This is a genomic window from Salipiger bermudensis (genome assembly GCF_020171625.1).
Lineage (GTDB): Bacteria > Pseudomonadota > Alphaproteobacteria > Rhodobacterales > Rhodobacteraceae > Salipiger > Salipiger bermudensis_B.
On the sequence record NZ_JAIUZY010000011.1, the window covers coordinates 170300 to 188301 of the forward strand.

At 66.2% G+C, this 18002-nt stretch carries 13 protein-coding genes; 11 read left to right on the forward strand and 2 right to left on the reverse strand.

Going from position 1 to position 18002, the window contains the following annotated elements:
- The first annotated feature begins 403 nt into the window (after positions 1 to 403).
- Complete coding sequence (locus tag LCM15_RS17595; protein ID WP_224858697.1) at positions 404 to 1087, forward strand: sugar transferase; 684 nt, start codon at positions 404 to 406, stop codon at positions 1085 to 1087.
- A 117-nt stretch (positions 1088 to 1204) separates the two neighbouring features.
- On the opposite strand, the gene LCM15_RS17600 is transcribed toward LCM15_RS17595, so the two are convergent.
- Complete coding sequence (locus LCM15_RS17600) at positions 1205 to 1471, reverse strand: hypothetical protein (RefSeq protein ID WP_224858699.1); 267 nt, start codon at positions 1469 to 1471, stop codon at positions 1205 to 1207.
- Positions 1472 to 2113: 642 nt separating this feature from the next.
- On the opposite strand from LCM15_RS17600, the gene LCM15_RS17605 reads away from it, so the two are divergent.
- Complete coding sequence (locus LCM15_RS17605; protein ID WP_224858701.1) at positions 2114 to 4882, forward strand: S8 family serine peptidase; 2769 nt, start codon at positions 2114 to 2116, stop codon at positions 4880 to 4882.
- Between the two features lie 90 nt (positions 4883 to 4972).
- Here LCM15_RS17605 and LCM15_RS17610 read toward each other — a convergent pair whose 3' ends face one another.
- Entirely contained in the window at positions 4973 to 6979 is a 2007-nt protein-coding gene (locus LCM15_RS17610; RefSeq protein ID WP_224858703.1) for a glycoside hydrolase family 16 protein, read from the reverse strand.
- 209 nt (positions 6980 to 7188) lie between these two features.
- Between LCM15_RS17610 and LCM15_RS17615 the strand changes: the two genes are divergently transcribed.
- From LCM15_RS17615 to LCM15_RS17655, 9 genes are all read left to right on the forward strand, one after another.
- Positions 7189 to 8514: a lipopolysaccharide biosynthesis protein gene (locus LCM15_RS17615; RefSeq protein WP_224858705.1), complete on the forward strand. Its 1326-nt coding sequence runs from the start codon at positions 7189 to 7191 to the stop codon at positions 8512 to 8514.
- A gap of 204 nt (positions 8515 to 8718) precedes the next feature.
- On the forward strand, positions 8719 to 11010 hold the full coding sequence (locus LCM15_RS17620; protein ID WP_224858707.1) for a GumC family protein: 2292 nt from the start codon (positions 8719 to 8721) through the stop codon (positions 11008 to 11010).
- Between the two features lie 62 nt (positions 11011 to 11072).
- Entirely contained in the window at positions 11073 to 12128 is a 1056-nt protein-coding gene (locus LCM15_RS17625; RefSeq protein WP_224858709.1) for an acyltransferase family protein, read from the forward strand.
- Entirely contained in the window at positions 12115 to 13290 is a 1176-nt protein-coding gene (locus LCM15_RS17630) for a glycosyltransferase (protein WP_224858711.1), read from the forward strand. The genes LCM15_RS17625 and LCM15_RS17630 overlap by 14 nt, the downstream gene beginning before the upstream one ends.
- 18 nt (positions 13291 to 13308) lie before the next feature.
- The gene (locus LCM15_RS17635; RefSeq protein ID WP_224858713.1) at positions 13309 to 14325 is read left to right on the forward strand and encodes a glycosyltransferase family 2 protein; all 1017 of its coding nucleotides are present in this window, start codon (positions 13309 to 13311) and stop codon (positions 14323 to 14325) included.
- Entirely contained in the window at positions 14322 to 15218 is an 897-nt protein-coding gene (locus tag LCM15_RS17640) for a glycosyltransferase (protein ID WP_224858726.1), read from the forward strand. Before LCM15_RS17635 ends, LCM15_RS17640 begins: the two co-directional genes overlap by 4 nt.
- Positions 15219 to 15222: 4 nt before the next feature.
- Positions 15223 to 16251, forward strand: a complete 1029-nt coding sequence (locus LCM15_RS17645; protein WP_224858728.1) for an acyltransferase family protein — start codon at positions 15223 to 15225, stop codon at positions 16249 to 16251.
- Positions 16252 to 16276: 25 nt separating this feature from the next.
- Positions 16277 to 17116, forward strand: coding sequence for a sulfotransferase family protein (locus LCM15_RS17650; RefSeq protein WP_224858730.1), 840 nt, complete (start codon positions 16277 to 16279; stop codon positions 17114 to 17116).
- 309 nt (positions 17117 to 17425) lie between these two features.
- The gene (locus LCM15_RS17655; RefSeq protein ID WP_224858732.1) at positions 17426 to 17953 is read left to right on the forward strand and encodes a calcium-binding protein; all 528 of its coding nucleotides are present in this window, start codon (positions 17426 to 17428) and stop codon (positions 17951 to 17953) included.
- Positions 17954 to 18002 lie beyond the last annotated feature (49 nt).

Consider the following 18002-nt stretch of genomic DNA (forward strand, 5'->3'; position numbering starts at 1 on the left):
CTCTGGAAGTCTGAATTGCGGAATAACAGTTCTGAAACGGAGTCGCGATATAGGGCACCTGTCGCCATAATTTAGACGTATTGGCGTTACTTGGCTTGACTAAGCATTGTGCAAATGAGACGTTTTTTAAGTTCGTTTTATCGCAGAGCAGAAAGAATTTTCCTTTCTTAGCTGCGCAAAATTTTAACCAGTTGCCTGTTACGGGTTAAAAGTGAAGGATTTTATTCGACTGGCGCGTGTTCTCGCTGCTGATGACTGCAAGGAAGCGAATTTGTTTGCAGCTGCAGAATGTCGTACTTCTAAAGCATGTTTAAGGTCGGCGCCTGCCGCCGTAAGGCCATAATTTTTCAATCGGCACCCGCCTGCTTTTCAGGGGCCGAGGTCTTTTTTCAGGGATATCTTCATGTCCAACACTTCTACCAATGTGAACGACATCGTCACCGCAGCACCCGACCGGCCGCAGGACCGTCGCTCGGGTCGCACCGGGGGCGTCAGCAAACGCGCTTTCGACATCGTCCTCTCCATTTTGATGCTGCCCATCCTTCTGCCGATTATCGCAGGCCTCTACATCGCCGTCCGGGCCGAGGGCGGTCCCGGTTTCTTTGGTCACAAACGCGTCGGTCGCAACGGCGAGCAGTTTCGCTGCTGGAAGATCCGCACCATGGTGCCCGACGCGCAGGAGCGGCTCGAGGAGCTGCTGCGCCGCGATCCCGCCGCGCGTGCGGAGTGGGAGCGTGACCGCAAGCTGCGCAACGATCCGCGGGTCACGCGGTTCGGCGCGTTCCTGCGCCGCAGCTCGCTGGACGAGCTGCCGCAGATCTGGAACGTGCTGCGCGGCGAAATGAGCCTGATCGGCCCGCGTCCGGTGACCGAGCCGGAACTGCAGCGCTACGGCGGCGCGGCCTGGGCCTATCTCGCCATGCGCCCCGGCATCACCGGGCTGTGGCAGGTCTCGGGCCGCAATGACGTCTCCTACGAGGAACGCGTGCAGCTCGACGTCGCCTACCACAACGGCGTCTCGCTCCGGGGCGATGTGCGGATCCTGTTCCTCACCGTTGGGGCGGTGCTGGGCAAGACCGGCATGTAAGGCCGGGCCGGGACCGCAGAGGTTCGGAGCGATTTATCTTACGAAAAACGCCGGGCGAGGGCCCGGCGTTTTTTCATTGTCTGGCTTGGTTGTCCGGCTTCGTCGTCCGGCGCCTGCTCAGCTGAGCGCGCCGGCGCGCCACAGCCTGAAGGTCAGAAGGGCGAGCATCACGACACTGCCCACGACGGCATAGAGGGCAAGTGCAGAGGCCAGCTTGAGCCCGAACCGCAGGCTGGTGAGAACCGCCACGACAAGCGCCACCGGGATCGCGCAGATCGCCGCGCGGATCGCCTCGCCGCTGCACTCGGGCGCCTCCGACGCGTACAGGCCGCGGCAGGTCTCGTAGTCGCCCTCCGGCGCCTTGAAGGATTTGTCCGCGTCCATTCTGCTCTCCCAATTCCGATGGGCGGTCTGCGCACGATAGCGCAGAGGTTTCTCATTTGAGAACATTATTTGCGCAATTTTCGGAGAATGAGCGGTTCTTCACTGGAATGGAATAGCCGATGAAAACTCGATTACCTTTTATTAAGATTTCCGGCGCGCAATGGACCTCAGAACGCACGACTCAACCTAAGCGGTACTAGATGCGCCGCCGCCATCCGACGGCCCGCGCCGCGGGCGCGCCACGGCCTGACCATTCGGGCCGAGGCCGGCCCGCGCGCTCCGGCCGGCGGGCGGCGGCAACGGGCTCGCGCGCGATCCTGGCGCGCGCGGCCTCTGGTCTGCACGCTGCAAGGGCGGGCGCCGCGATCTTGCCGTGAGGTCGCCGGTGACGATCGGGCGCAGGTCTTGTCTACGCCGGTCTCCTTTAGGATGTATGAATATCAATCTAAAGGGGATTCCACCGATCTGCCAGCCGGCCCCACAGCGGACGGAGAAACGGAACATTGTCTCGATGCCACCCAGAAATGACGCGCCATTCGCCCGACCGTGCCCGAAATTCGTCTGCATTCGCCGTGACCTTGGCCCCGGGAGCGACACCTCGCGGCACCCGCTGCACATGCGACGAGCAAAGGAACATTGAACATGCAGACACGGCAAGCCACGGTTCTGGGGGCGGGACTTGCGGATGACTTCTTCTCGGACGAACGGGTCGGGGAGGCCTGGTATCTCGAAGGCTCGGACAAGTCCGACCTGAATGTCGGCGTCGCCTCCGTCTGGGAGGACTACACCGGCACGGGCGTCACGGTCGGCGTGATCGACTCGCAGATCGATTACACCCACGAGGATCTGGGCGCTTACGACACCAGCCTCGACTACAACTTCGCGCTGGAGACCGGCGCGCTGTCCCTGCGGGCGCGGGATATCAGCGACCGCCACGGCACGACGGTGGCGGGCGTCATCGCGGCGGAGGGCGGCAACGGCACCGGCTCGGTCGGGATCGCGCCCGGCGTGACGCTGGTGGGCTTCGGCGTCGATTATAGCAGTAGCGAGGTCGTCGACGACGTGCTGCAGGCGCTCCGCGCCTCGGCGGCGCTCGACGTCGTCAACAACAGCTGGAGCTTCGCAAGCAATTTCTCGGACCGCTTCTGGCTGGGCGAGGCCGGCGCCGAGATGGAGGCGGCGCTGCGTCACGTGGTCGAGACCGGGCGCGACGGACTGGGAACGAACATCGTGTTCTCGGCCGGCAACGGCGGCAGCTACGGGGCGTCGAACTACCACAACTTCCAGAACGCGCCCTACACGATCGCGGTCGGCGGCGTCACCGCCGAGGGCGATGCGTGGGACCAGACGAGCCTTGGCGCGAACGTGCTGATCTCGGGCCCTGCCGAGAAGGTCCTCACCACGGCGCCGAACGGCTATTCCTACGTCTCGGGCACATCCTTTGCCGCGCCGGCGGTGTCCGCCGCGATCGCGCTGATGCTCGAGGCGAACCCGGATCTGGGCTATCGCGATGTTCAGAAGATCCTGTCGCTCTCGGCCCGGCGCGACGGCCTGACCGACGACCTGGCGGTCGGCAATGGCTGGATCACCAACGGTGCCGACGATTTCAACGGCGGTGGCCAGCATTTCAGCGACGCCACCGGCTTCGGCTACCTCAACGTCCATGATGCCGTGCGGCTGGCCGAAACCTGGACCACGCAGAAAACCCTCGCAGGCCTCGATACCGTCGAGGTGACGGGCACAAGCGATGCCGTTCTGACCGCCGGGAGCGCCGATCACATCTCCTACGAGATCGAGGTGACCGACGCGATCGAGGTCGAGCATGTCGAGCTTGCGCTGGACCTGAAGTGGCGCTTCACCGGCGATCTCGACGTCTACCTGACCAGCCCCGAGGGCACGACCGTGCAACTGGTCTATTCGGTCGAGGATCGGGATTTCATCGGCACGCTGCGCAACTTCGCGTTCTCCTCGGTCGCCAGCATGGGCGAGACGGGCAAGGGCACCTGGACCGTCGACATCCACAACCGCGATCCCGGCACACTGGATACAGACGGCAGCCCGATGACCGGGAGCCTGCGGGACGTCACGCTCACCTTGCACGGCGAGACCGAGGGTCTGGCGAACGATGTGTACGTGTATAACGACGCGTTCGGCGTGCTCTACGACGGCGCCGATCTCATGGGCCGGCAGGTGCTGCGCGACGGGGATGGCGGCATCGACGCGATCAACGCCGCGGCGGTCACCAGCGACAGCCTGATCGATCTGAGCGGCGCGCGCACGAGCGAGATTGCCGGTGTCGCGCTCAGCATCGACGCGCCCGGCTCGATCGAGAACGCCTATGGCGGCGACGGCGACGATACGCTGGTCGGCACCGGCGGCGACAATCTCCTGTCCGGCGGGCGCGGCGACGACACGCTGCATCACTCCTCGGGCAATGACACAATCGACGGCGGCGCCGGCACCGACACGCTGCATGTCGCGGCCCTGTCGACCGAGATCGAGGGCGCCTTTGTCGACCCCTATACGTTCCTGATGCGGCAGGGCGACGAGACCGGGTTGAGCCATGTCGAGAACGTGGAATTCTTTGCGTTCGAAGACGAAACCTACTCGGTGTCGCAGCTGATCGTCCTCTATGGTGAGGCCGAGGCCCCGGTGCCGGAGGCCCCCGGGGACGACGTGGCCGAGACCCCGGCGGAGCCGGAACCCGCGCCGGAACCGGAAGTGCCGATCGAGGACACGCCTGATCCCGGCACGGACTATGCCCACAGCCACGTCGGCACCGCCGGGGATGACACGATGCGCGGCTATTCCGTTGCGGACGAAATGGCGGGACTGGCCGGCGCCGATACGATCTTCGGGCGCGGCGGCGACGACCGGATCGACGGCGGGAGCGGCGATGACAAGCTGGTGGCCGGCGGTGGCGACGATCTGGTCTTCGGTGGGGGCGGTGTCGACGTCGTCAACGGCGGCTACGGCAACGACCGGACCTTCGGCGGGGCCGATGACGACCGGCTCATCGGAAGCGTCGGCGACGACTCGCTTTACGGGGAGGCGGGCAACGACGTTCTGCGCGGCGACGATGGCAACGATGTGCTGGTCGGCGGTGCCGGGCGCGACGTGATGCTTGGCGGGGCCGGGGCGGACATATTCGTGTTCGATCTGGCCGACGCGTCCGCGATGGACGTGATCCGCGACTTCAACGCCGAGGAGGGCGACCGGATCGTGGTCGAGGGGGTGCAGGGCGCGGGCAGCGTCGCGCTGTCCATCATCGAGAAGAACGGCACCGTGTTCCTTCAGGCCGGCACCGACGATCAGGTCTACAGGATCGCCAAGATCCTCGGCGACGATGTGGCCGGGCTCACGATCGAGGAGCAGGATTTCGGCAGCGGTTCGGGTTTCCTTCTCTCCTGACCCGAGGCGCCGTGCCGAAGGGAAAGGCCCCGGCGGATGCCGGGGCCTTTCTGCCGTTCGGTGGTGGCATAGTGGCACCGAACGGAGACCTCACTCCGCCGCGGGGAGCATGGCCTGCACCGCCGCCTCGTCGAGCCCCTCGATCAGGACGCTCTGATCCTCGCCCAGTGTCAGGAGCGTGCCTTCCGGCACCGCGGACAGGCGCCAGTCGCCGCGCCGCGCCAGCAGCGCCGGGCCCATCGCCAGAAGCGCCTGCGCCGCGGCCCCCCGGATCCGGTCGTGCCCGTCGCCGGCGCGCAGCCGGATGGTGACGTCGGTGGCGTTGGGCGCGATGTCATAGAGATCGTCCCCATCCTCGCCCTGAAGAAGCGCGCGCGGAGAGGCGGCCTCGAGCCGGTCGTTCCCGGCGGTGCCTCTGAGCAGCGCGTCGGGGCGGCGCGCGACGCCATGCTCGACATTGGCCGGCAGATCGAGCGGGATCATGGTGTCGATCCGGTCGATGCTGCCCGGTGACGGCTCGACCACGCTGCTGTCGCGGCTGGCGATCACGAAGCGGTCCGGCCCCGGCCCGCCGGTCATCGCGATGGCGCGGCCCTGATCGTTGAGCCAGCTGCCGTCGGCGCCTCCGGACAGGCGTCCGTCGCCGTCGATGTCGAACTCCGGGCGGCGCTTGCGGCTGGCCTCGGCCCGCCAGACGTCGAGCGCCACCGGCCAGCGGCTTTCGAACTGATGGGCGCCGAAATCGGCCACGTCGCAATCCCGGAAGATCACCGTGGAGGGCCAGCCCGGATCGGCACCGCTGGGTAGCCAGACATCCGCCCCGACCTGCGTCAGGCGGCTCAGGATGTCCTCGGCATCGAGGAACGGGTAGCTGTCGAAGACGACGCGGTCGCCGGCCTCGAAGCCCCGGATGATCTTGTTGAATTTGCCGCGCCGCAGGTGAATGGTGTCGACGCCGCCGCTCAGGGCGATCACGTCGAACCCGTCCCCCGGCGCGATGGTGTCGTCCCCGGGCGTGTCGAGAATGACGCTGTCCCGGTCGTCATAGGCCGACGCGCCCGCCGCCATGTCGAGGCGCAGCTCGGGCTCGAAGGCCCGGACTCGGATGCGCCGGATCATGTAGGCGTTCTCGGGCGCCACCACCTGCTCCAGCGTGTCCTCCGGCGCCGGCCACCAGCCGCCCCTCGCGGTGAACTGGTCGTTGGCGATCAGGAACATCGGGGAATGCACGTCTTCGGCGGTGGGTGCGGTGTAGATCTCGCGCAGGGAGTCGCGGTCCTTGCCGAAGTAGAACGTCACGGTCTCGGGCGTCCAGGTGCCGGCGAAGATGTGGAACTCGCTGTAGATGTCGGCCCCGTAGGTGGCTGAGTCCTGGTACTTGTTGAAGGTAAAGACCGACCGGTCCCCGCGCGGGCGTTCCTTCGGTTTCGGGTCGGTCCCGGGCTCGGCGTAGGGGTTCTCGATATCGGTGCTGTAGATCTCCTCGCGGCCCTCGCCGCGGGCGTCGAAATGCACCGAGGTGTTGAAGCGCCCGTCCTTCTTGGTGGGTTGGTCGATGCCCGCGCCATAGGCTTCGAAGATGTCGATCTCGGGCGGCCAGCCCAGCCCCGCATAGGTCAGCCAGAAGGCCGGCCAGCGCCCGCGCCCGCGCGGGATGCGGGCCTCGATCTCGAAATAGCCATAGGTCTGCGCCCACGTGTGCGCGGTGGTGATCTCGCCCGTACCGAAGCGGATCTTGTCGGCCTGATCGCCCTGCCGGGTGGCCTTCATGTAGGCGCGCAGCGCCGGCAGCACGGCGTCGGGGATCGCTACCGTGCGAAGGGCGAGGCCGTCGGGCGTGATCTCGTGCACCTTCGGGAGCAGCGCGTCCGCCTCGGCGCCGAGCACGCCATGATCGATGAACACGGTTTCCGCCGCGTTGGTCATCAGGTTGCCCCGCCGGGGCAGGGTCGACCAGAGTCCGGACCGCCCGTCGTAGCGGTTCAGAGGGCCGTCGAAGGATTCGTCGAGAATGGAGATCGTGCCGGTCAGGTCCGGTCCGGCGGGCAATGTGCCGGGGAGAAGGCAGAGTGCGAGAGCTGCACAGGGAATACGCATGTCGTGGGCTCCTGAAGACAGGGCGGGAAAAAGCATGGGGTCGAATGGATTCTACATTTGCAGAAAGGTCGTTTTGGTATAGCGCAAAAAGCGGGTTTATCCCGGGCGCGATCAATGAATTTCCGATCACGCCGTTTTTTGGAGGACTGAATTTGTTGTTCAGGATTTGGCGCAACGGGTCAAGACATGCCCCCGTTGAGGCCGCAGGCGTGGCCGCGGCTGGCGGGGGCTCGGCGCTCGGCGGGACGTTGCAGAAGGCGCTTTCGCTGGTCGGTGCCCGTGTCTTGGGCAATGTGCTGACGCTTGGCTACACCCTGATCCTGGCCCGCATCACCACGCCGACCGAGTTCGGCCTGATCATGACCGCCTTCGCGTGGATCATGCTGCTGTCGGTCTTTCTGGCGCTGAACCTCGAATCCGGGTCGATCAAGTATCTGGTGCAATACCGCGAGACCGGCCAGCCCGGCCGCGCCGCGGGCTTCATCCGCCTCAACCGCATGACCATCTTCGGGCTGACGCTGCTCTCGGGCCTCGTCGCGGCGCTGGCGTGGTGGGGCGGGGCCTTCGGCGACGGGGCGGCCATGCTCGGCGTGGTCGCCGTGACTGTGGTGGCGGCACCGGTGGTGGCGCTCACGCGGGTTTACGGGCGCCACGCCTCGGCGCTCGGACAGGTGCTGCGCGGCGGGGTGCCGATCATGCTGGTGCGGCCGGCGGTGATCTTCCTGCTGGTGGTGCTGATCTGGCTGAGCGGCGCGCGCCCGGGCCTGACCGTGTACCTGCTGCTGTTCCTTGCGGCCTTCGCGGTCACCGCGCTGGTGCAGGCGCTGCTTCTGCGCCAGACCTTCGGCTTCGCCGCGGGCGTGCCGAGGGAGTATGACGAAGCGCGCCTCTGGTTCGCCACCGGCGCGATGATGGCGCCGCTTCTGGTCCTGCGCGACAATCTCAAGCACGTGGTCGTGGCGGCCGCCGGGCTGGTCTTGATGCCGGCCGAGGTCGGCTATCTCGCGCTGGCGCTGTCGATCATGGCCTTTGTCTACTTCGCGATGAAAGCGGTCGATATCTCGATCAGCCCGCAGCTGTCGCGTGCGCTGCACGCCCAGCAGGCCAGGCGGGTGGCCTCGCTTCTCGACAGCGCGGCGCGCCTCAAGATCGCCGGGATGGTTGCCGGTACGGCGGTGATCGCCGGGTTCGGCGGCATGGCGCTTGAGTTGTTCGGGCCGGAATACCGCGCGTCGCTTGCGCCGTTGTTGATCCTGCTGATCATCCCGGCCTCGGACGCGGTGTTCGGACCGGCGCAGATCGTGCTCAACGTCACCGGGCGGCAGGACGTGATCTTCTGGGTGGCCGGGATCAGCACTGTCATCATGGTCGGCGCGACCGTTCTGGGCGGCGCTCTCGACGGCGCCACCGGCGCGGCGCTCGGGGCCGCGCTCAGCTACGCGGTGCAGCAGCTGATCCTGCGCTCGGTGGCGAAGACCTCCGCCGGGACGGAAACATCGATCATCGCCGTTTTTCAGCGCGAGACCGGCAAATAGAGCCCAATTCATGAACCATTGTCAAAACCGCGACACGGAACCTCATATTTAGTGATTGACGGCCCGTGCCTTGGGCTTGTTACTTAGGTTAGTTATAAATTTTTATGCGGTGCCTAATTCAGGCGTCCCTTTTTCTGGGGTTCGCTTCGGCGCCGCGCGTTTTGGAAGAGTTATTGTGATTGCTGCAGGGCAAGCCAAATGAACATGGACCGTGATACGGACCTGATGTCGCCGAGGTCCGACCGCGATCAGTTGTTTCCCTCCGTCGATATCGGAGAGACGCTGCGCGACCTGATGATGCGTTTTCGTCGCCACTGGATCGTGCTTGCGGGCGGGGTCGCTCTGGCGGTCGTGCTTGCCCTCGTCATGGTCTCGAATGCCAGCCCGACCTACACCGCGAACGGTGCGATCCTGATCGACCCGCGCGTCGGCCAGTCGCCGGATGGCGACAGCGAGATCGCGCCGGGCCTGCTGCTGTCGGACGCGCTGACCGTGGACAGCGAGCTGCGGGTTCTGGGCTCGCGCGAGGTCACCGCCGCGACGGTGCGCGAGCTGGGCCTCGGGGAGCCCGCCGCCTCCGAGCCCTCGGCGCTTCTGGGATGGATCAAGGGCGTGTTCCGCCTTGGCGATGGCGGCTCCGACGAGGCGACCGCCGCGATGCTGCCCGTAACCATGCAGCAGGAGCGCCGGCTCGAGATCGCCCGGCGGAACTTCGTGCAGGGGCTGGCGGTCGAGCGCTCGGGCGAGAGCTTTGTCATCGACGTGCGCTACACCTCCCAGAGCATCGAGATGGCGCCCAAGGCGGTGAACACCCTGATGCGCGAGTATCTCCGCCTCTCGAGCCGCCAGCAGACCGCCAATGTCGAGCGCACGCAGGTCTGGCTGTCGTCGCGGATCGAGGAGCTTGCGGCTGGGGTGCAGGCCTCCGAGCGCGCCGTCGCCTCGTATCGCCGCGAGAACCAGCTCATGGTGCCCGAGGGCGAATTCCTTCCGATCGAGATCGCGCTCAACGCCGCGAACGAACAGCTCGTCGAGCTGCAGGGGCAGGCGGTGACGGCCAAGGTGCAGGCCGACCAGCTCGAGGACCAGATCGAGAGCGGCGAGATCGAGGCGATCCAGCTCGCGGCTGAAGAACGCACCGAGGCGGTGATCGAGTTCGAGGCCCGCTATGCCGAGCTTCTGCAGGCCGAGCAGGAGGCGCTTCTCACCTATGACGCTTCCGCGCCGGTGGTGGTGAACACCCGCCGCGCGATGGAGCAGACCCGCACGCTGATCGTGCAGGAATACCGCTCGATCCTCGAACAGCTTCGCGCGCGCGAGCGGGCGCTGGCCGGGCAGCTTTCGGCCACGCGCGGGCTGATCGGCGAGATGAACGCCGATTACAGCAGCGTGATGGAAAAGACCGTGGCGTTGCGCAGCCTCGAGCGCGAGGCCGAGGCCAAGCGCGAGCTCTACGAGCGGATGCTCGAGCAGTACAACAGCACCTCCCAGCTTCTGACCTTCGACGCGACCCCGGCGCGGGTCATCGCGTGGGCGGTGCCGCCGGACACGAAGTCGGGACCGCGCTCGAAGCGGATCGTCGTGCTGGCCGCCTTTGCCGGCCTGCTGCTGTCGATCGGCGTGGTGCTCGCGATCGAGGCGCTGGACAACAGCTTCCGGTCGCAGGACAGCCTGTCGAAGCGGTTCAAGCTGCCGTTCATCGGCCTGGTCCCGAATTTCTCGACCGAGCGGAGGGAGGCGCGCGGTGGCGGCTGGCTGGCCGCGCCCGAGCAGAGCCCGCGCTGGTGGATGCTGCCCTCGACCGCCAAGCGGCTTCGTTTTGCGATGGACAACCCCCGCTCGGTCACCGCGACGACGATGCGCGCCATCATGGTGCGCGAGGCGATGGACCGCAAAAGCGAGCGCACGGACGGCGTGATCATCGGCTTCACCTCCACGGTGCGCGACGAGGGCAAGACCACGAGCGCGTTCAACTTCGCCTCTTACCTCGCCGCGAACACCAACAAGGTGGCGATCGTCGATCTCGACCTGATCGCAGGAGAGATCACCGCCTATCTCGGCAAGGTCCTGCCAGAGACCAACAGCCTGACCAAGCTCATGGAGAACCCGGCCAAGGGCCTGTCGCATGTCGAGGGGATCGAGGAGTTTCCCGGGCTGGCGGTGTTCGGCAACAGCCGCGAAGGCTCGACCATCCAGTACGGCCCGAAGGAGCTCGAGGAGGTCGCCAACGTGCTGCAGTTCCTGCGCCGGTATTTCGACTACGTGGTGGTCGACCTTCCGCCGGTGAGCGGCGCGAGCCTGACGCCGCTGCTGGCCGCGAACTGCGACAAGATCGTTTACGCCGTGCGCTGGGGATGGACGGCGCGCAAGCAGGTGGCGGCGGCCATCGAGCATTCCGGCCTGCGCCGCAGGAACATTCTGGGTCTGATTTTCACCCGGGCCAGCCTGCGCCGCTACAAGTCCTACAACCGCGACGGATCGTACGAATATTATTGATCGGGGCAGGGGTCCGCGCCCCGGACCGCCCCCACCGCATAGCTTCATAGCGTAGAGAATTTATGAACAAGATCTACGGCATCCAGTACCTGCGCGCCTTCGCGGCGCTGTCGGTGGTCGCCCTGCACGCGGGCAAGCGTGTCGAGGCCGATTTGCCGGCGCCGCTTTACGACGTGCTGTCGCTCGGGCATGGCGGGGTCGACCTGTTCTTCGTCATCAGCGGCTTCATCATGTGGAGCATCAGCCAGACGAAAGAGACCGATCCGGCGGGCTTTCTCGTGCGCCGTCTGATCCGGGTCGCGCCGCCGTACTGGATCGCCACGCTCTGCTTCGTGCTGATGAGTGTCGTGATCGGCGCGAGCTGGGTCGAACTGAGCGGGCCGCACATCGTCAAGTCGCTGGCCTTCGTGCCGCATTTCAACGCCACCGAGCCCACGCGCATCTGGCCGGTGCTGGTGCCGGGCTGGACCCTCAATTACGAGATGTTCTTCTACATGCTCTTCGCGGCCACGCTGCTCGTTGGCGGCAGCGCCCGGTTCGTCGTGCTCACGGGGCTGCTGCTCGCGCTCGTGGCTCTCGGATACGCGGCCACGCCTGTCGACGCCATCGCGATCACCTATACCAGCCCCCTGCTGCTCGAGTTTCTCGGCGGCGTCGTGGGGGCCCGGATCTGGCAAAGCGCGCCGGGTGGCCTGCTGCGCAACGGCCTGCTGATCGCGATGGCCGCCGTGGCGTTCCTCGTGCTTGGCCCGCAGGTGGACCCGACCGATTATTGGAGCCGCACCATCGGCTTCGGCGGTCCCGGCATCCTGCTGGTCTCGGGGGTGGCGGGGCTGGCGGGGCGGGTGCCGCGGCTTGCGGTGCTCGAACGTCTGGGCGATGCGAGCTACGCGATCTACCTCTTCCACCTCTTCGTGGTGCTTCCGATGCAGGTTGTCTGGGTCGCCCTGCCGGGACTTCACGGGCCGGTGGCGGCCATCGGGTTCGTGCTCGTGGTGCTGGGCCTGTCGGCGCTTCTGGGCAACGCGCTCTATCTCTACATGGAGCGGCCTCTGCAGATCGGCTTGTTCAATCTCCTTCTGCACCGCAACAGGAGGGCGCAGGTTGTCAGCCGCTGAGATCCAGCCCGCCCCGCGCCCCGCCCGGATCGTGGTCTTCGGCTTCGATGTCGGAGAGATCTCGCAGATCCGCCGCATCCGGGCGCTGGTGGCGCTCGGGCACGACGTGCACAGCTTCACCATGCGCCGCGACAACATGAACACGGCCTACGAGCCCGACTGGCCGAACACCCACCTGTTCATGACCAGCAACGAGAACCTGCCCAAGCGCGCCGTGGTGGTGGCCGGCTCCATCCTCAAGATGACCGGCCATCGCGAAATGCTGCAGCGGGCCGATGTCATCATCGCGCGCAATCTCGACATGTTGGCGATTGCCTGGGCGGCGCGGGCGATGGCGGGGGCCTCCAACGTGCCGCTGGTCTACGAGTGCCTCGACATCAACGGCGCGCTCTGCCGCGAGGGCCGCAAGGGCGACGCGATGCGCGCCGCCGAGCAGTTCCTGCTCCGGCGCATCGAGATGCTGGTGGTGTCCTCGCCGGGCTTCGTGCGCAACTTCTTCGAGCCGGTCCAGCGCTATGACGGGCCGTGGGCGCTGTGGGAGAACAAGCTCGCCGCGGGCTCGGCCCTGCCGGCGCGTCCGGTGACGCGCGACGTGCCCGAGGCGGGCCGCCCGCTGCGCGTCGGCTGGGTCGGCACCATCCGCTGCGCGCCGAGCCTCGCGCTGCTCTCCGAGGTGGCCGCGCGCATGGGGGCGGGCGTCGAGATCCATATTCACGGCGTCGTGCATCGCCACGTTCTGCCGGAGTTCGACGCGGTGATCGCGGCGCATTCCAACATGGTGTTCCACGGCGCTTACCAATATCCGCAGGATCTGCCCGCGCTCTACGGCGGCGTCGATCTGGTCTGGTCCCAGGATCTCTGGCAGCGCGGCAACAATTCCGACTGGCTGCTGCCCAACCGCATCTACGAGGCAAGCTGGGCTGGCTGCCCGAGCATCGCCGTCGCCGGAACCGAGACCGGGAGGCGGGTCGCCGACGATGGGCTGGGCTGGGTGATCGATGCGCCAGAGGCCGCCGATCTGGTCGCGCTGCTGACAGGGCTGACGCGCGGGGAGATCGCGGCCCGTGGGCAGGCGCTGCTCGACCGGCCGGCCGCGGATTTCGTGCAATCGCCCTCGGACATCGCCGAGGTGATCGACACCGTTCGCGCGCGGGCGGGGTAGGGGAAAGGGATGGAAGACATGCTCGATACCTCCGCGATCCGGACCGGCGCCGACCCGGCGACGATCCTCGTGGCGATCCCCACGCTGAACGAGGCGCGCCATATCGAGGCGACGCTCGAGGCGCTGCATCGCGACCGGCCCGAGATGGCGCATGTGCGGATCGTGGTCGCCGATGGCGGCAGCAGCGACGACACCCGCGCGATCGTGTCCGACTACGCGCGGCGCCACCCCAACGTGGTGCTGATCGACAATCCCGACATGCTGCAATCGGCGGCGGTGAACCGCGTGGTCGAGTGCTGCTCCGAGCCGCAGCACGAGATCCTCGTGCGGGTCGACGCCCATTCGCGCTACCCAGACGGCTATGTGCTTGCCGTGGCCGACAGCCTTCTGGCCCGCGACGTGGCGGCGCTGGCGACGGTCATGGACACGGTCGGGCAGAGCTGCGTGCAGAAGGGCGTGGCCTGGGCCAGCGACACGAGGCTCGGCTCCGGTGGCTCGGGGCATCGCGGCGGGGCCGTGTCGGGCTATGTCGAGCACGGACATCACGCCGGGTTCCGGCTCGACATCTGGCGCCGGACGGGCGGCTACGACACCGGCTTCATCGCCAACGAGGATGCCGAGCTCGATCACCGCATCGGGCTGGCCGGGGGCAGGATCTGGCTCGATGCCGACATCCGCCTCGACTATCTGGCCCGCGACACGCTGCGCAAGCTGGCGAAGCAATACTGGCGCTACGGGCTCGGGCGCGGGCAGACCGTGCTCAAGCATCGGCTTAGACCGCGGCTGCGGCAGATGATCCCGCCGGCGGTGACCGCGGTCATCCTTCTGTCGGTGCTCCTCTCGCCGCTGTTTCCGCCGGTCCTGCTGCTGCCGCTGGCCTACCTGCTCATCCTCGCGGCCACCGCGGTGCGCCTCGCGGTGACACATCGCAGTGCCTGCGCGCTCTGGGCCGCGCCGGCGCTGTTTCTCATGCACACCTGCTTCGGCGCCGGGTTCCTGACCCGGCTGATCCTCGGAGGGAGGGGGGCGACATGAAGATCACCATCACCATCTGTACCTTCCGGCGCAGTCACATCGCCACCACGCTGCAATCGCTCGAGGCGATGGAGCGCCCCGCGGACTGCGCGGTCTCGGTCGTCGTGATCGACAATGACGACACGCCGTCCGCGCAGGACCGGGTGGCCAACACCGCCGCCGCGATGCGCCTGCCGGTGCGCTACCTGCACCAGCCGGGCGCCAACATCTCGATCGCGCGCAATGCCGGCCTCGAGGCGGCCACGACCGAATGGGTGGCCTTTCTCGACGATGACGAGGTGGTCGAGCCCGACTGGCTGGTCGAGCTGGTCAGGCGCCAGCGCGCCACCGGGGCCGACGCGGTCTTCGGACCGAGCTACGCGCGCTATGACGACGACGCGCCGGACTGGATCGTGCGGGGTGATTTCCACTCGCAGGTGGCGGCGCCCCGCGCCGGGGTGATCGAGACCGGCCACACCTGCAACGCCCTCCTGCGCTGGTGCGGGACGCCGTGGCAGGCCGAGCGCTTCGCGCTCGAGCGGGGCAAATCCGGTGGCGAGGACACCGAGTTCTTCTTCCGGCTGCGCCAGTTGGGGGCCGAGTACGCCATCGCCGACACCGCAATCGTGCGCGAGGATGTCCCCGCGGCGCGGCTCTCGGTGACGTGGCTGCTGCGCCGACGCTTCCGGATCGGGCAGAGCTACTCGGCCTCCGCCGAGAGCCTCCGGCAACGGCTGGGGCTGTTCGGGTCGAGCGCCGTCAAGGCCGGGTACTGTGCCCTGCGCGCCGGCGTGGCGCTGGCCAACCCCGAGCGGCGGACGTTCTGGCTGATGCGCGGGACGATGCATTCCGGGATCTGCGCCGGCTGTCTGAAGCTGCCCGAAAAGGCCCTTTACGGTGTTCAGGGGGGATGAGGGGATGCTAGCGGGTTTGCAGTGCGGGCGGGCGGTGGCGGCGGTGATGGTCGCGATCTTCCACGCCAACGTGTTCCTTCTGCCGAACAGGTTCTACGACGGCCACGGCGCGGGGGCCGCGTTCAACTTCGGCTATGCCGGGGTCGAGTTCTTCTTCGTGCTCTCCGGTTTCATCATGGTTCTGGTCCATCGCCGCGATTTCGGCCAGCCAAGCAAGGCTCCGGTCTTCCTGCGCAAGCGCGTGGTGCGGATCTATCCGATCTACTGGCTCGTCATGGCGTTTCTGCTGGCGATCTACGTCGCCTCGCCGGGGCGGGGACCGGACCATGCCCGGGATCCGCTGGCGATCCTTCAGTCGCTTCTCCTGATCCCGTCCGAGGACGGGCCGATCATGCAGGTCGCCTGGACGCTGCAGCACGAGATGCTGTTCTACATCATCTTCTCCGGGATCATCCTGCACCTGCGCCTCGGGCGCCTCGTGTTCGCGGGCTGGATGCTGGCCTGCGTTCTGGCGCTGCCGTGGTGGCGCGAGCTGAGCTTCCCGCTGGCGTTCCTGCTCAAACCGCACAACCTGTTGTTCCTATTCGGGATCGGGGCGGCCTATGCCTACCGGCATCTGTCGCGAAGCTCGGCGCTGCTGGCGTTCTGGGCCGGGTGCGCGCTGTTTCTCGGTCTCGGACTGTCGGAAACCGTGTTTGGGGTGATGGGCCCCGAGAGCCTGCAGCCGCTGGGCTACGGGCTGGGGGCCATGCTGATCGTGATCGGTCTGGCGCAGGGCGGGCTGCCGGCGCCGCGCTGGCTGACCTTCATCGGCGATGCCTCATATGCGATCTATCTCGTGCACCTGCCGGTGATGAACATTGCCGCCCTGGGGCTGCTGGCCGCCGGCCTGCACCGCGTGCTGCCGCCGCTGGCGATGCTGGCGCTGATCACCGGGATCGTCACGGTCGCCGGATGCCTCGTGCACGTCTACGCGGAAAAGCCGCTGATGAGATATTTCAAGAACCGTTCCCCCCGCCAGGCCACGGCCTGAGGGCACCGAAGGGAGAGACCGCCTCTTGTCGACCGACGCCAAACTGCTTCCCGACTTCATCATCATCGGTGCCATGAAATGCGGCACGACGACCCTTTATCGCTATCTCGCCCTGCATCCCGAGATCGACATGTCGCGCGACAAGGAGACCGACTTCTTCGTGGCCGAGAAGAACTGGGGCAAGGGGCTGGGCTGGTATTCCAACCAGTTCAGCCATGCCGATCGCGTGCGCGGCGAGGCGAGCCCGAACTACACGAAATGCCGCGATTTTCCCGGTGTCGCGCAGCGGATCTCCGAGACCTGCCCCGAGGTGAAGCTGATCTACATCGTGCGCGAACCGGTGGCGCGCGCGGAATCGCAGTTCCGGCACAGCTTCATCATGGAGGGTCAGGAGGGCGACCTTCGGGGCTTCGAGGGCAGCCGCCAATATGCCCATATCCTCGACTCGAGCCACTACGCCCGCCAGATCGAGGAATATCTGCGGTTCTTTCCGAAAGAGGCCTTCCTGTTTCTCGATTTCGACGAGCTTCGGCGCGATCCGCAGGCGGTGATGGACAAGGTCACCTATCACGTCGGGGTGTCGCGGATGGCGATCGAGGATCTCGGCAAGCAGAACGACAGCGCCGAGCTGTCGCGGGTGCCCGGATTCGTGCTGCGCTTCGCGAGCAGCGCGGCGGGCCGGCGTCTGGCCGGGCTGATGAGCCGCGATCTGCGCAACCGGATCCGCAGCGGGCTGGCGTTTCGCAAGGCGCGCGTGCCACCGGGCTTTCCCGACGACCTCAGGGAGCGGATGCAGGGGGATCTGGGCGACGACAGCGCGCGCTTTCGCGAGATCTCGGGTCTGTCTCCGAGCGGCTGGCGCTGAAGGGAGAGGGCTGTTCTCGAGGGGTGGAAAGGTGTGTGAGGGCTGGGAAATCGCAGGGGCCGGGGAGCGACTGAAGGTAGCGATTTATTAACGAACTCTACCTATGGGTTATATATGTCGAAAGTAAGTTCATATGCCTTCAATTGCTGTTAGTCGATAAAAGATCGGCGCGTGGCGCAAATATATGGTAAATAAAGGATTAACGCCGCCCCGGCCAGTTAATGAAAATTGCGACGGGATTTTGATTGCGGCAATTTTTGGGCGGATGTATGCTCAAAACTGTTAATTGGTTCAAAAAGGATGATTCCGATGAGCATTTTGACTAACGGAAACGAGTCGATCATCGACTCGAATGGCGACAATTTCGTCAACGGCGCTGGCGGCAACGATTTCATTCACGGTGCAGGCGGCGATGACTATATCAAGGGCGGTGTCGGCAACGATCGTCTGAAAGGCGGCTGGGGCGATGACGCCATTGCCGGCGGCGAAGGCAATGACACCATTGCCGGCGGCGCAGGCAACGACATCATCGGCGGTGGCCTGGGTGACGACGTGCTGAATGGCGGCACCGGCGACGACACGCTCTACGGCGGCCCGGGCGACGACATTCTGGTCGGTGCCGACGGTGCCGACACCTTCGCATTCACCTCCGTGTCCACCGGCACCACCAAGATCGTCGATTTCGACATTTCGGAAGGCGACGTCGTGCGCCTCGAGGATGGCATTTCGGCGACCGGCTTCACCGAGACCTCGAACGGCATTCTCGTCGAACTCGACAACGGTGGCGTCCTCAACATGATCGGCGTGACCGCAGCCGATTACGACGACATCTTCTGATTTCGAAGATCGTCTGCGCAAAATTTCGACACCCCCGGGGAAGCTTCCG